The 14,109-nt window shown below is 73.8% G+C and carries 12 protein-coding genes; 8 read left to right on the forward strand and 4 right to left on the reverse strand.

Going from position 1 to position 14,109, the window contains the following annotated elements:
- Positions 1–9: 9 nt before the first annotated feature.
- Positions 10–1,689 carry a right-handed parallel beta-helix repeat-containing protein gene (locus tag AB0I42_RS34850; RefSeq protein ID WP_357544031.1) on the reverse strand — a complete coding sequence of 560 codons (1,680 nt, stop codon included), beginning with the start codon at positions 1,687–1,689 and terminating at the stop codon, positions 10–12.
- Positions 1,690–1,770: 81 nt separating this feature from the next.
- Positions 1,771–3,324, reverse strand: a complete 1,554-nt coding sequence (locus AB0I42_RS34855) for a hypothetical protein (protein WP_357544032.1) — start codon at positions 3,322–3,324, stop codon at positions 1,771–1,773.
- Positions 3,325–3,518: 194 nt separating this feature from the next.
- Here AB0I42_RS34855 and AB0I42_RS34860 point away from each other — a divergent pair, with 194 nt between their 5' ends.
- Positions 3,519–4,277 carry an alpha/beta fold hydrolase gene (locus AB0I42_RS34860; protein WP_357544033.1) on the forward strand — a complete coding sequence of 253 codons (759 nt, stop codon included), beginning with the start codon at positions 3,519–3,521 and terminating at the stop codon, positions 4,275–4,277.
- A gap of 13 nt (positions 4,278–4,290) precedes the next feature.
- Here the strand turns inward: AB0I42_RS34860 and AB0I42_RS34865 are convergent, their stop codons facing one another.
- Together AB0I42_RS34865 and AB0I42_RS34870 are read right to left on the reverse strand one after the other, a co-directional pair.
- The gene (locus AB0I42_RS34865) at positions 4,291–5,271 is read right to left on the reverse strand and encodes a lysylphosphatidylglycerol synthase domain-containing protein (RefSeq protein WP_357544034.1); all 981 of its coding nucleotides are present in this window, start codon (positions 5,269–5,271) and stop codon (positions 4,291–4,293) included.
- Positions 5,268–6,614, reverse strand: a complete 1,347-nt coding sequence (locus AB0I42_RS34870) for a glycosyltransferase family 4 protein (protein WP_357544035.1) — start codon at positions 6,612–6,614, stop codon at positions 5,268–5,270. Before AB0I42_RS34870 ends, AB0I42_RS34865 begins: the two co-directional genes overlap by 4 nt.
- 353 nt (positions 6,615–6,967) lie before the next feature.
- Here AB0I42_RS34870 and AB0I42_RS34875 point away from each other — a divergent pair, with 353 nt between their 5' ends.
- The 7 genes from AB0I42_RS34875 to AB0I42_RS34905 all read left to right on the forward strand — a co-directional run.
- Positions 6,968–8,296, forward strand: coding sequence for an aminotransferase class III-fold pyridoxal phosphate-dependent enzyme (locus tag AB0I42_RS34875; RefSeq protein WP_357544041.1), 1,329 nt, complete (start codon positions 6,968–6,970; stop codon positions 8,294–8,296).
- The gene (locus tag AB0I42_RS34880; protein ID WP_357544036.1) at positions 8,290–9,348 is read left to right on the forward strand and encodes an NAD-dependent epimerase/dehydratase family protein; all 1,059 of its coding nucleotides are present in this window, start codon (positions 8,290–8,292) and stop codon (positions 9,346–9,348) included. Before AB0I42_RS34875 ends, AB0I42_RS34880 begins: the two co-directional genes overlap by 7 nt.
- 35 nt (positions 9,349–9,383) lie before the next feature.
- Positions 9,384–10,397, forward strand: coding sequence for a UbiA prenyltransferase family protein (locus AB0I42_RS34885; protein ID WP_357544037.1), 1,014 nt, complete (start codon positions 9,384–9,386; stop codon positions 10,395–10,397).
- Complete coding sequence (locus AB0I42_RS34890) at positions 10,394–11,059, forward strand: class I SAM-dependent methyltransferase (protein WP_357544038.1); 666 nt, start codon at positions 10,394–10,396, stop codon at positions 11,057–11,059. Before AB0I42_RS34885 ends, AB0I42_RS34890 begins: the two co-directional genes overlap by 4 nt.
- The gene (locus AB0I42_RS34895; RefSeq protein WP_357544042.1) at positions 11,059–11,706 is read left to right on the forward strand and encodes a class I SAM-dependent methyltransferase; all 648 of its coding nucleotides are present in this window, start codon (positions 11,059–11,061) and stop codon (positions 11,704–11,706) included. The genes AB0I42_RS34890 and AB0I42_RS34895 overlap by 1 nt, the downstream gene beginning before the upstream one ends.
- Positions 11,703–12,932 carry an endonuclease/exonuclease/phosphatase family protein gene (locus AB0I42_RS34900; RefSeq protein WP_357544039.1) on the forward strand — a complete coding sequence of 410 codons (1,230 nt, stop codon included), beginning with the start codon at positions 11,703–11,705 and terminating at the stop codon, positions 12,930–12,932. Before AB0I42_RS34895 ends, AB0I42_RS34900 begins: the two co-directional genes overlap by 4 nt.
- A partial coding sequence (locus AB0I42_RS34905) for a glycosyltransferase family 4 protein (protein WP_357544040.1) occupies positions 12,932–14,109 on the forward strand: 1,178 nt, incomplete at its 3' end. The genes AB0I42_RS34900 and AB0I42_RS34905, both read left to right, overlap by 1 nt.

The raw sequence follows: 14,109 nt of genomic DNA on the forward strand, positions 1-14,109 counted from the left end.
GAAATGTGATCAACTCGTCGCGGCGAGCAGGTCGTCCAGGGTGAGGGTGCGCAGGTCGTCGCGGGTGGGTCGGCGGCCCAGCGCCCGCAGCCGGCCGGACTGCGCCTTGCGCATGCCCTCGAGCAGCTTGCGCGCCTCGCGGGCGTTACCGAAGTTGCGGTCCCGCTCGACCTGCCCGAACCATTCCAGCAGCCCGTCGTCCAGGCCGTCGGCGAGCAGGTAGTCGTCGTTGCGCGCGATCCGGTCGACGATCATGACGAGCTGGTCGGCGGTGTAGTTCTCGAACTCCAGCGTCTTGGCGAACCGGGACGCCAGGCCGGAGTTCGCGTCCAGGAAGTCACTCATCTCGTGGGTGTAGCCGGCCACGATGACGGCCACCCGGTCGCGATGGTCCTCCATCAGCTTCACCAGCGTGTCGATCGCCTCCTGACCGAAGTCGGCGTTCGCGCCACCGGCCCGCGACAGGGTGTACGCCTCGTCGATGAACAGCACCCCGCCGAGCGCCTCCTCGAACACCGACGTCGTCTTCTCCGCCGTGTGGCCGATGTACTGCCCGACCAGGTCCCGCCGGGACACCTCGCGGAACTGCCCGTTCGGCAGCACACCGAGCGCCTTGAGCAACTGGCCGTAGACGCGGGCCACCGTCGTCTTGCCGGTGCCCGGGGCCCCGGTGAAGATCAGGTGGTGGCTGGCCGCGCCCACCGCCAGCCCGGCGTCCCGCCGCCACTCGTTGACCTGCAACTCGTCGATGAGCGCCCGCACCTCGGCCTTCACCCCGGGCAGGCCGATCATCGAGTCGAGTTCGGCGAGCAGCGTGTCCATCTTCTCGGCGTCCTGCCGGACCGCGCCGTCGCCGACCTTGGCCCCGGCCACCGGGGCGGCACCGCCCGGCTCGGCCGGTTCGCGGACCACCGGGGCCGCCCCCTCGTCGAGCCGGATCGCGGGCGCGGCGGTCTGCTCGATCCGGCAGCCGTCGACCAGCCCCGTGCAGCCACGGCCGAACGCGATCCCGACCCCGCGGGTGTCGTGCACCCAGCACTCGGCGATCGTCGGCGCGCTCTGCAACGCCACCGAGATGCCGGCGTCGCCGGTGCCGGAGATGTCGCACCGTTCGAGCACCGGCCGGGCGGCCTGGTAGACGTACACGCCCCGGTAGCCGCAGTCGGCGACCGTGCTGTTACGGATGGTCGGGTCGGCGCCGAGCCGCACGATGATGCCGTCGTCGCTGACCCCCCGTACCTCGCACTGGTCCAGGATGCCGCCGGAGTCGTCGACGACGATGCCGTACTGGCCCTTGGTGACCTTCAGCCCGGTGGCCCGCAGCCGCGAACCGTCGGTGACGCTGGCGCCGGCCGCGTAGCCGGCCCGCAGCTCGCAGCCGTCGATCCGCAGCTCGCAGCGGGCCGCGTGCACGGCGGGGTAGTCGCCGGCGGCGACCACCAGCCCGCTCAGGGTCACCTCACCGCCGGTGCAGCTCACCCCGGGGGCGCCGTGGCCGGTGGCGTCGACGGTCACCGTGCCCGGCTCGCGAGCCGTCAGCGTCAGCCGCCGGCCCGATAACCGCAGCGACTCGGCGTAGACGCCGGGCTCGATCGAGATGACGGCACCGTCCTCGGCCACCTCCAGCGCGTCGGCGATCGACGGGAAGGCTCCCGGCTGTTGGGCAGAGACGGTCAGTGTGCGTGCCATGGCCCCGCTCGTTCGGTGAGAGACGGTCGGTCTGGGTCGCCCGGCCCACCGCGGACCGCCGTACGGCCGCGGCAGAGCCGGTCAGATCGTGAACGTTACATCCCGGATCGAACCGGTCAGCTTCCGCAGTTCGTCGGCCCGCTCCGGCGGGGCGGTCATCCGCAGCACCAGTTGCCGGTCCAGCACCCCTTCAGGGACGCTGCGCCAGTAGCTCAGGTAGACCATGCCGTACTGCGGTGCGTCGTCGACCCGGTCGGTCTGCGCCCAGGTCGTGAACGGTCCACTTCGGATCCACTGGAGGCCGAACGCCTCCTCGGCCGTACGCAGCTCGGTCCGCCGCCCCTCGTCGCAGGGGGCCGGGCAGTGCCGCACGATCAGGTCGCCGCCGACCTTCGGCCCCTGTCCGGCCGGGGTGCCGCAGGAGTAGTGCGCGAAACCCGAGGTCGACGCCACGGGGTCGCATCGCCAGGTGTCCGGCATCCGGAACGAGAACCCGAGCCCGGGCAGGTCGGTGACCTGCTGCGTGCGGTCGGCGGGACCGAACTTCGGCGAGTCCGCCGGCCAGCCGCCGCCGACCGGCGGCTCGACGCCGGGCGCGGCCGGCGCCGTGCCGGGCAGTGCGATGTCGACCGACGGCGTCGGACTGGCGCCGGGCGCGGGTGCGGCGTCGCCGCCGAGGGCCGACATGGCGGCGGCGCCGCCGGTCGCGCCCAGCGCCAGCGCGAGCACCGCGACGAGAACGGTGACCAGGATGCCGCGCCCCCGGCGCGGCCGGGCCGGTGCGGGTGGGAAGAGCGGCGGGTACGGCGCCGGGTACCCGGCCGGCGCCGGCGGGGGCGGTCCGGCCACGGGCGGCGGCCCGGGGAGCGCCGCCGGCGGCGGGAACGGGCCGGCGAGCGGCTGCGGAGGCGGGCCGGTCGGGCGCGGCGGGAAAGGCCCGCCCGGTGCGGCCTGCGCCGGGGGAGCGGCGGCCGGCGGCCAGCTCGGCGGCTCGGCGGCCGGCGACGCCGGACCCCCGGAGACCGGCCCGCCCGCCACGGGCCCTCCGGAGACGGGACCGCCCGAAACGGGACCCCCGGAGACCGGACCTCCCAGCGCGGGACCCCCGGAGACGGGACCGCCGGACACGGGAGCGGGTGGAGCCGACGCCTGGGCCGGCTGGCCGCTCACCGGGGCGGCCGGTCCGGTCGGCTGGGTGGTGGTCGCGTCCGGCGGGCCCAGTGCGACGGTCGGCGGCTCCGGGCCGCTTTCCGGCGGCTCCGGTCGCGCGGGAAGCTGTCCGGCCAGCGACACGGTCGGCTGGTCGGCCGGACCCGGATCGGGCGGTGGGGCGGCGACGAGTTGCTGCCCCAGGGCGGTGAAGATGTTTCCCGCGCCCTGGCCGGCCTCGGCCGCGCAGGCGACCCAGGGCGTGGCCGCGACATGGTTGGCGCCGACCACCGGCAGGTCGTCCGCCTGGGACAGGGTGTTGGCGGTCGCGGCGAAGGCCGCCCGCCAGCGTGGGTCGCCGGCCACCGCCGGGTCGAGCACGGCCAGTGTCACCCGGCGGCCAGCCGAGTCCGAGGCGGCCCAGACGGTGCCGACCGGGCAGGTCGCCAGCGCGCCGAGCAGCCGGTAGGGACCGATGTGGTGCATTTGTTTCCTCCCCGCTGTACCGGTCGGATGCTATCGACCCGGTCCGACGCCGTTCCGATCCGTCCCGCCCGACCCTTCCGCCGGCATCCAGCGGGTGCGGGCCGTACGACCACGGGACGTGCCGGGCGGCCCCGGCACCGGCCGGGGATAATCGCCGCGGCGGATGCGTGGGTACGAAGGGACAGTACGGGCGGATGACGGCACCATCGATGGACACGAAGCTCTGGATTCGACGGTTCCACCCGGGGCCGGCGTGGGGACCCCGGCTGGTCTGTTTCCCGCACGCCGGCGGCTCGGCGGTCGCGTTCCACCAGACGTCCAAGGCCCTGTCGCCGGTGGCCGAGGTGCTGTCGTTGCAGTATCCGGGCCGGCAGGACCGCCTCGGCGAACCGTGCCTGGACAGTATCGGGGACCTCGCCGACGCGATCGTCGCCGTGCTGTCGCGCACCCTCGACCGGCCGCTGGTGTTCCTCGGGCACAGCATGGGCGCCGTGATCGCCTTCGAGGTCGCGGTCCGGCTCGAACGGCAGGGGGTGGTCCTGCGCCGGCTCTTCGCGTCCGGCCGGCGGGCGCCGTCGCGGGTCCGTGACGAGTCGATCCACCTCGGCACCGACGACGAACTCGTCGCCGAGGTGCAGCGGCTCAGCGGCACCGAGGAATCGCTGCTGACCGACCCGGTGGTGCTGAGCATCGTGCTGCCCGCGCTGCGCGCCGACTACCGGGCGGTGGAGACGTACCGGCACGCCGGCGGGGCGCGCCTGAGCTGTCCGGTCACGGTGCTGACCGGCGACCGGGACCCCCGGGTCAGCCTCGACGAGGCGCACGACTGGGCCGGGCACACCACCGCGGACTGCGACGTGAAGGTCTTCACCGGCGGCCACTTCTTCCTCAACGACCATCCGGCGCAGATCAACGACCTGCTCGCCGCCGAGCTGACCCGGCCCGCCGGCTGAGTCCGGCCCCGGGTCACCGCCCCGGAGGGGGCCCGGTGGCCGGGGCCGGCGCAACCGGCAGCGGCGCCGGTGACCGGTCGGGGTGCCGCCGCCGGGCGAGCCGGGCGCCGAGCAGGACCGCGCCGGCGACGGCGAGTTCGGTGAGCAGGCAGACCGCCCGGCTGGCGATCGCCGCCGCGCCCGCCCCGGCCGTGGGCAGCAGACCGACCAGTGCGACCGCGATGAGCACCTCGCGGACCACCGCGCCGTCGGGCACCACCACGACCAGCGTGCTGAGCACGGTGGCCAGGGCGAACCCGCCGACGCCGGCGACCAGCGCCGGACCCGGCGGCGCGCCGAGCGCCACCACCAGCAGCCACAGGTGCAGGCCGGAGACCAGCCAGCAGGCCAGTTGCCAGCCGACGGCGGCCCGGGTGGCGGTGCCGGTGCCGACCGCCGGCAGGTCCCGGCGGACCAGCCGGGCGCCGACCGCGGCGAGCCGGCCCACGACGCCCGGCCAGGCCAGCAGGGCGACGACGAGGGCGGCCGGGGCGAGTAGCCACCAGCCCCGGTCGCCGAGCACCGCCGGCCCGGCCAGGGCGCCGACGACCAGACCGGTGAGCAGCATGACGACGACGTTGAGCAGGAAGGCGGCCACCGTCGCGGTGCCGGGCACCCCGGCGTCCGCGGCCAGCCGGGCCTGGGTGACCACCACCCAGACCCGCCCGGGTACGTACTTGGCCAGCACCCCGACGAAGTAGATCCGGGCGGCGGCCCGGCCGGGCAGCCGGTGCCCCAGGTCGGCCAGGGTGCTCGCCCACGAACGCATCGCGCACAGCAGCGCCACGATGTTGCACCCGGCGGCGGCGAGCAGGTACGGCACCGCGTGCCCGGTCACCAGCGGGCGGGCGACCGACCAGTCCTGTCCGCGTACGGTCCACCAGACCCCGGCCAGGATCGCGGCCACGAGGACGGCGGTGAGCAGCGGCCGGAGCCGGGCGAGGCGTCGGGTCACCGGTGCTCCCCGGCCGGGTCGGCGACCGCCGGCCGGTCCGCCTTCCCCGGTGCGGGCACCGGCCGGCCGGCCCGGCGGGCGGTGACCGCCTCCTCGTAGACGGCGACCGTCGCGTCCACCGACGCCGACCAGCCGAACGAGCGCTCGACGTGCCGGCGGCCCCGCGCGCCGAGTTCGGCTGCGTACTCCGCGTCGGCGAGCAGGTTGCCGGCGAGCCGGGCCAGTTCCTCGGGGCGGTCGGCGGTCAGGCGCAGCGCGGTGGGGCGTACACCGTCGGTGCCGATCGTGGCGGAGAACCCGGACCCGAGCAGCACCGGCGTGCCCAGCGCCATCGCCTCGACCGAGACCAGCCCGAACGGCTCGTACGTGGACGGGAACAGGCACAGGTCGGCGGCCAGGTAGTGCCGGCGGACCTGCTCGCGGGACAGGTGGCGGTGGTAGACCCGGGTCCGGTCGGCGATGCCGAGCTGGGCGACCAGCCGGTCCACGACGGCGTCCTGGTCGGTGCCGGGCAGGCCGGTGCCGAGCAGGAACAGGCGGGCCGCCGGGTGCCAGCGGGCGATGTCGGGCAGTGCCCGCAGCAGGGTGTGTACGCCCTTGACCGGGCTGAGCCGGCCGGCGAAGACGAGGACCAGCGAGTCGGCCGGAAATCCCGCCTCGGCCAGCAGCTCGGCCCGGGTCGCCGCCCGGTCGGCCGGCGCGTCCCGGTCGGTGCCGGGCGGGTCCTCGTAGCCGTGCGGCACCACCCGGATCTTGTGAGCCGCGAATCCGTGCCGGACCAGCAGGTCGCCCATCTCCGGGGTCGGCACCACGACGAGGGCGGCGAGGGCGGCCATCAGCCGCTGGCAGGTTCCGATGATCCGCAGCGGGTCGGCGACGTCGGGCTGCGGTGCCATCGTCTGTTCGGTGTTGTGCACGTGGTAGACGACCGGCAGCCGCAGCAGGGTCGCGGCGAGGATGCCGGCGGGGGTGCTCTGCCAGTCGTGGACCGCGATCACCGAACCGCGCCGGCGGCCCCGGCACAGCCCGAGGAACACCCCGAGGTTGAAGGCGATCAGGGCGATGGCGAACAGGCCCTGCCCGCGGGCGGACAGCGCCCGGTGCGGGTCGAAGAGCCGCCGGCCCAGCCAGCGCGGCATCCGGGGTCGGACCACCGGCACCCCGCCGCTGACGCCGTGTCGCGGCTGGTCGCCGGGGTGGTTCATGGTGTAGAGCCGCAGCCGCAGGTCGCCGCGCCGCCGGTGCAGGTGGTGCAGGCAGCGTTCGGCGTATTCGGCCAGCCCACCCATCCGCCACGGCGGGAACTGGTGGCAGACGACCGTTACCTGGTGCAGTACCGGCACGGTGGCTCCTCGGTCACGATGCGGGCGCGACGGGTGTGGCGACGGTGCCCCATTGATTGAGGGGTTGACGGTCGACAATGTCAACCCCCGCGCCGAATTGTCTCGGTCGAGGTCGTACGCGCCTCGTGCTCGGTGGTCGTACGACGGTCGTAGGCCGGTAACTGCTACCTGGGCGGGCCGGTCGGGCGTACCTAGGATGCGAATGCCGCGCTATTCGGAACCCGCTTTGTGGAGGGTCGATGGCTAGTGAACAGAGCTCGCCCCTGATTGGGCTCGACTCCGCTGATCGGCTCTCCGTCGATCAGGTGCAGGACATGTACCGCAAATACATCAATTCGAGCCAGGTCAATCTGATGACGTCGTTCGGTTTCGGGCGCGAGCTGATCGACCATGCCGAGGGCAGCTACATCTACACCCGGGACGGCCGGCGGATCCTCGACTTCACCGGGGGAGTGGGCGTGCTCAACCACGGCCACAACCACCCGCGCATCATCGCCGCCCGCCAGCGTTTCCAGCAGGAACGCCGGATGGAGGTGCACAAGACGATCTTCTCGCCGTATCTGGCGGTGCTCGGCCACAACCTGGCGGCCGTGCTGCCCGGCGACCTCAACAAGTCGTTCCTGCCCAACTCCGGCGCCGAGGCGGTCGAGGGCGCGGTGAAGCTCGCGTACAAGTACCACGGCGGGCGGCGCAACACCGTGCTGCACTCCGACATCAGCTTCCACGGCAAGCTGCTCGGTTCGGGCAGCCTCACCGCCGCCCGCAACACGTTCCGGTTCCCCGGCATCCCGGGCGTGGTCAGCTACCCGTACGGCGACCTGGCCGCCCTGCGCGCCGAAGTGGACGCCGCCCGCGACGCCGCCGGCCGGTGCGACGTGTACGCGATCCTGGTCGAGCCCTTCAGCGCCTCCACGATGCGCTCGTGCAGCGAGGAGTTCCTGCGCGGGCTGCGTGAGCTGTGCACCGAGCGCAACATCGTGCTCATCTTCGACGAGATCTACACCGGCTGGGGCAAGACCGGCACGCTGTTCTACTTCATGCGCTATCCCGGCCTGCTGCCGGACGTGCTGACCACCTCGAAGTCGTTCGGCGGCGGCAAGTCGTCGATCTCGGCGTACGTGGCCCGCGACCCGATCTTCCACAAGGCGTACGAGAACCTCAACGACGCCCTGCTGCAGAGCACCAGCACCACCTACTACGGCTTCGGCGAGGAGACCGCGACCGCCATCGAGGCGATCAACGTCGCCGTGGAGGAGGACTTCCCGGGCCGGGCCCGCGAGATCGAGGCGATCCTCGCCCCCGGACTGCGCCGGCTGCGGGCCGACTATCCCGACCTGATCGCCGACGTGCAGGGCGCCGGCGCGCTGTGGGGCGTCTTCCTCCAGAACAACGTCAAGGTGCTCGACCTCGTCACCCGGCTGCTGCCGGTGGGATTCGCCAAGGACCCGCAGTTCGCCACCAAGGTCATCACCGGCGCGGTCATCGACACCCTCTACCGCGACCACGACATCTACGCCTACTACACACTCAACGGCCGCAACCCGCTGGTGGTCGGACCGCCGCTGGTCGCCACCGAGGCCGACGTCAAGCACTTCCTCGACTGCTTCGACGCCACCCTGGCGATCGGGCTGCCCCGGCTGCTGAGCCGGTTCGTACGCGAAAGGTTGTCGACACTGTGGTGACCCGGGTGCTGGTGACCGGCGGCTGCGGCATGCTCGGACTGAACCTGGTCCAGCGGCTGCACGCCGACGGGTACGCCGTACACAGCCTCGACCTGCGCGAACCGGCGGAACCGCTGCCCGGGGTCCGCTACACGGTCGCCGATGTCCGCGACGCCGGGGCGGTGGGCCGGGCGGTGGCCGAGGTCGACGTCGCCGTCCACACCGCCGCCGCGCTGCCGAGCTATCCGGAGCCGGAGATCCGGTCGGTGATCGTCGACGGCACCCGTACGGTGCTCGGCGCCGCCGTGGCGGCCGGGCTCGAACGGGTCGTGCACATCTCCTCCACCGCCGTGTACGGGCTGCCCGACGTCGTACCGACCACCGAGGAGCACCCCCGGGCCCCGGTCGACGCCTACAGCCGGGCGAAGGCGGGCGCCGAGGAGGTCGCCGAGGAGTTCCGGGCCGGCGGCCTCTGTGTGCCGATCCTGCGCCCGAAGACGTTCCTCGGACCCGGCCGGCTCGGACTGTTCGCCATGCTGTTCGAGTGGGCCGACGAGGGCCGCAACTTCCCCGTCATCGGCCGGGGCGACGTACGCATCCAGATGCTCGCGATCGAGGACCTGGTCGACGCGGTGACCCGCGCGCTGACCGCGCCCGCCGAGGTCGCCAACGACACCTTCAACATCGCCGCCGCCGACTTCGGCACGCTGCGCGAGGACTTCCAGGCCGTGCTCGACGCGGCCGGGCACGGCCGGCGGATCGTCCCCGTCCCGGCCGGCGCCGCGGTCGCCGTGCTCGACCTGCTGCGCCGCGCCAGACTGTCCCCTGTGTACGGACGGCTGGTGCACAAGCTGCGCGCCGACTCGTACGTCAGCGTCAGCAAGGCCCACGAGCGGCTCGACTTCCGGTCCCGGCGCTCCAACCGCGACGCGATCCTGGCCACCTACCGGTGGTGGCGGGACCGGGCCGCCGCCGACACCGCCGACGGGACCGGCACGGCCGCGCCCGCCGGCCGCACCAGCCGCGAACCGTGGCGGCAGGGTGTGCTGTCGCTGGCCAAGGTCTTCTTCTGACCACCGCTTCGAGCCGCGTCCAGGAGGAGGTCACGGTGTATTCGACGAACCTCGGCCAACCCGTGCCGCCGGTGCCCGACGTGCCGGCCGCGGCGGTCGGCGCGACCGCCGCCGTGACCACCGGTGTGCGGACCGGGCTGCTGCGCGACCTCGTCGCCCTGGCCCGCCCCGCCCAGTGGCCGAAGAACCTGCTGGTCGTCCCGCTGGCCCTGATCGACGCGCCCCACCTCGGCCTCGGCGCGCTCGCCCGGATGGGGCTCGCCGTCGTGCTGTTCACCCTGCTGTCGGCGTTCGTGTACGTGTGGAACGACATCGCCGACCGGCACCGCGACCGGCTGCACCCGGTGAAGCGGCACCGGCCGATCGCCGCCGGACGCATCGGCGTCGGCCCGGCCCGGGCGTACGCGCTCGGCCTGATCGTGCTGGTCGCGGTCCTGCTCGCGGTCGGGCCGGCGATGTCCTGGTGGCCGCTGTTCGGCTACCTGGCGCTCAACCTGTCCTACGTCCGCTGGCTCAAGCACCTGCCACTGCTCGACGTCTTCGCCGTCGCGGCGGGCTTCGTGCTCCGGGTCGTCCAGGGCTATCTGGCGGTGCCGGCCCGCGCCTCGGTCTGGCTGCTCGCCTGCGTCTTCACCCTCTGCCTGCTGCTCGCCGCCGGCAAGCGACGGCACGAGATATCCGTCGGTGGCACCGCCCACCGGCCGTCGCTGGCCGGCTACACCACCCAGTACCTGGACTACCTGATCATCCTGTACGCCACGCTGACCGTGACCGTGTTCCTGCTCTACCTGGTGAACGGCCGGTTCGCCGCTCCCTACACCGACGCCTCCCTGCTCGTCTCGCTGCCCTGCGCGATCTTCGCGGTCGCCCGGCACCTGCACGTCGTGGTGGTCGGCAAGGGCGGCGGCGATCCGGTACGCCTGCTGCTGCGCGACCGCGCCATGGTCGTCAACACGCTGATCTGGGCGGGCGGGCTCGCCGTCATCCTGGTGGCGGCCCGGTTCCCGGTGCTGGTCGAATTCGCCGGACAACTCCTGGAGGGCCGATGAGCCACCCCCCGCACACCCCGCGGCTGCTGCCGGCCGCCGCGGTGCAGCCGACCGGTCCGGTCGACCACCCGGACTGGAACTACCGGCCGGTGCTCGGCCGGGTCCAGCGGCTGCGCTTCCGGATGGTCGTCGACCTGCTCGGCGGCGACCGGTTCGGCCGGATCCTGGAGATCGGCTACGGCAGCGGCGTGTTCCAGCCGGAACTCGCCCGCTGGTGCCGGGAACTGCACGGCATCGACGCGCACCCGCTGACCGGGGAGGTGGCCGGACGCCTCGCCCAGCACGGCGTCACGACCACGCTGACCCGGGGCAGCGCGGAGGCGCTGCCGTACGACGACGGGTTCTTCGACTGCGTCGTCGCGGTCAGCACCCTGGAGTACGTCGAGTCGATCGACACCGCCTGCCGCGAGATCGACCGGGTGCTCGCCCCCGGCGGGTCGCTGATCGTCGTCACGCCCGGGGCCAGCGCCCTGTGGAGCCCGGTGCTGGCCGTCGCCACCCGCCAGGGGGCCAGCCAGTACGGCGACCGCCGGCAGCGGCTGCAGCCGGCCCTGTACCGGCACTTCCGGCCGGAACGCGAGGTCCGGGTGCCCCGGTTCGGCGGCAGCGTGCTGCGGCTCTACACCGGCCTGCGGTTGCGGGCCGGCGGGACGGCCGCGTGATGGCGACCCGCCCGCTGCACCTGCTGCCCCGGTCCGCGCTGCTGCTCACCGGTCCGGTCGACCACCCGGACTGGAACTACCGGCCGCTGCTCGGCCGGGTCCAGCAACTGCGCTTCCGGATGATCCTCGACCTGCTCGGCGACACCCACCACCGGCGGATCCTGGAGATCGGCTACGGCAGCGGTGTCTTCCTGCCCGAACTCGCCCGCCGGTGCGACGAGATCCACGGGGTCGACATCCACCCGCACGCCGGCGAGGTCACCACCCGGCTCGCCGCGTACGGCGTCGCCGCCAACCTGGCCCAGGCCGGCGCCGAGGACCTGCCGTACGACGACGGCCACTTCGACTGCGTGGTGGCGGTGAGCACGCTGGAGTGCGTGCCACGCATCGACGACGCCTGCCGCGAGATCCGGCGGGTGCTCGCCCCCGGCGGCACCCTGGTGATGGTGACGCCCGGCGTCAGCCCGTTGTGGGACCTGGCCCTGCGGATGACGACCCGCGTCGATGCCAGCCTGTACGGTGACGGTCGGCAGCGGTTGCGGCCCGCCCTCGACCGGCACTTCCGGCCGGCCCGGGAGATCGCGGTGCCGAGGGTCGGCGGCCGGCCGGTGCGCCTCTACACCGGTCTGCGACTGGAGGCACTGTGAACGACGACCGGGCCGGTGCGCTGACGGCGGGGGAGCCGGACACCCTCGCGGACCCGGCCCCGCCCGGTGGCCCGACCGGGGCCGGCCCGGATTCCGCCCCGGCTGACAGCGCCACCCTCGCCGGCAGGCCCGGCGAGGCGGTGGACGCCGTCGCGCCGGTACGACGGCGGTGGTGCCTCGGCACCCGGCTGGTGGTCGCCGGCACCGCACTGTGGACCCTCTTCCTGGCCGCCCACGTCCTGCTCACCGGTCGCTGGTGGCCGTGGCTGATCGTCGAGTCGACGCCGCCGGTCGCGCTGGTCGTCGTACCCCTGCTGCTGCTCGCCGTGTCGCCGCTGGCCCGGCCGGTCCGGCGGTGGCTGTCGCCGCTGCTGGCCGCCCTCGTCGTGGCCGGCCTGTCGCTCGGCGGTCTGCACGTGCGGGTGCTGGGCGGCGGGCCGACCGGGACCACCCCGCCGGCACCCGCGGTCAAGGTGATGGCCTGGAACACCGACATCTGGACCATGGACGACGACCCGGACGCCTTCTTCGCCTACCTGCGCGAGCAGCGGGCCGACGTCTACCTGCTCCAGGAATACCTGCGGTGGGAGGACGACGCGGTCCGGGCCGACGACCTGGCCCGGATCCGGGCCGCCTTCCCCGGACACGAGGTCGTCGTCGAGGGCGAACTGGTCACCATCTCGAGGCTGCCGGTGGTCGCCACCCACCCCCGGCCGGTGCCCGGCGAGGGCACCGACTGGTACTGGCGGGGCAACAAGGCCCAGCGGGTCGACGTACGGTTCGGTGACGGGTTGCTGTCCATCTACAACGTGCACCTGTTCGTGCCGCTGCGGCGCGAGCTGAGCCCGCTGGGCCGCGAGTTCTACGACTTCGTCCGCGACCAGTACCACCTGCGGCAGGCCGAACTGGCGGCGCTGCGCGCCGACGTCGCCGCCAACCCGAACCCGGTCGTGGTCGCCGGTGACTTCAACACCCCGTGGGTCGGCAGCCTCGTCGACGTCGGGCCGGGCCTGCATCGGCACGACCCGGCCGGGGGATCGGTGCTGGCGTCGAGCTGGCCGACGGCGAGCTACCGCCTGCCCCGGCTGTGGCGGCTGGACTGGCTGCTGACCACCGACGACCTCGACGTCGCCGGCTACCGCTTCGCGCCCAACCCGGGCTTCTCCGACCACCTCGCCCAGCACTTCGTCGTCTCGCAGTCCGGAGACCTGAGAGGAAACCCGTGATGCGGCCGGACGACCGGTTCGACGTGACCGTCGCGCTCGACTACTACGCGCCGTACGTCAGCGGCCTGACCGAGACCGCGCGGATGATCGCCGAAGGGCTCGCCGCGCGCGGCCTGCGGATCGCGGTCGCCTGCTCCCGGCACGACCGGGCGCTGCCGCCGTACGAGGTCATCGCCGGCGTGCACGTGTTCCGGGCACCGGTGCTCGCCCGGATCCGCAAGGGTGTGCTCAGCCCCGGCCTGCCCGCGCTGGTGGCCCGGCTGGCCGCCCGGTCCGCGGTCCTGCACGTCCACCTGCCGATGCCGGAGGCGGTCGCCGTCGCGGCGCTGACCCGCCGGGTCCCGCTGGTGGCGACCCACCACATCGACGCGTTCCTGCCGGCCGGGCCGGTCAACGACATCGGCATGCGGCTCGCCGACGCCTCGGCCGGCGCGGCGATCCGGCGGGCCGCCCTCGTCGTGGTCAACAGCGACGACCAGGCCCGCGGCTCGCGGCTGTGGCCGCTGCTGCGCCGCCGGCCGACGCTGGCCGTCCCGGCACCCTGCGCCGACCGGGGCGGCGGCCGGCCGGCGTTGCGGGACGGCTCGGGAACGCACATCGGCTTCCTGGGCCGGATCGCCGACGAGAAGGGGATCGAATACCTGATCCGCGCCTTCCGTACGATCGACGACCCGGCCGCCCGGCTGCTGGTCGGCGGCGACTACGAGGGCGTCGCCGGCGGCAGCAACATCGGGCTGCTGCGCGCCGAGGCGGCCGGCGATCCACGGGTCCGGTTCCTCGGCCTGCTGCAGGGCGACCGGATCCGCGACTTCTACGCCTCCATCGACGTCTTCGCGCTGCCGTCGATCGCCGAGTCGTTCGGCATCGTCCAGGTCGAGGCGATGATGGCCGGCATCCCGTCGGTCACCACCGACCTGCCCGGCGGCCGGTTCCCGGTGCAGGCGACCGGATTCGGGCGGGTGGTGCCGCCGCGTGATCCGGCCGCGCTGCGCCGGGCCGTACTCGAACTCGCCGCGTTGCCGGCCGAGGCGCGCGAACTCGGCCGCAAGAAGGCCAACGAGCTGTTCGGCCTGGAATCCTGCGTCGACGAGGATGGAATCGATGGTTCGGGTTCAATGTGGTGCGCCGTTCGGCCGATCCCACCCAGGGTGCCAGTACAGGCACACTGCGAAGCGGG

This window comes from Polymorphospora sp. NPDC050346, assembly GCF_040655695.1.
Taxonomy (GTDB): domain Bacteria; phylum Actinomycetota; class Actinomycetes; order Mycobacteriales; family Micromonosporaceae; genus Polymorphospora; species Polymorphospora lycopeni.

What these genes read in the sequence shown, in the direction of transcription:
- AB0I42_RS34850 (WP_357544031.1), bottom strand. Translation starts at nt 1,689, where the DNA reads ATGGCACGCACACTGACCGTCTCTGCCCAACAGCCGGGAGCCTTCCCG.
- AB0I42_RS34860 (WP_357544033.1), top strand. Translation starts at nt 3,519, where the DNA reads ATGACGGCACCATCGATGGACACGAAGCTCTGGATTCGACGGTTCCAC.
- AB0I42_RS34875 (WP_357544041.1), top strand. Translation starts at nt 6,968, where the DNA reads ATGACGTCGTTCGGTTTCGGGCGCGAGCTGATCGACCATGCCGAGGGC.
- AB0I42_RS34895 (WP_357544042.1), top strand. Translation starts at nt 11,059, where the DNA reads ATGGCGACCCGCCCGCTGCACCTGCTGCCCCGGTCCGCGCTGCTGCTC.
- AB0I42_RS34890 (WP_357544038.1), top strand. Translation starts at nt 10,394, where the DNA reads ATGAGCCACCCCCCGCACACCCCGCGGCTGCTGCCGGCCGCCGCGGTG.
- AB0I42_RS34855 (WP_357544032.1), bottom strand. Translation starts at nt 3,324, where the DNA reads ATGCACCACATCGGTCCCTACCGGCTGCTCGGCGCGCTGGCGACCTGC.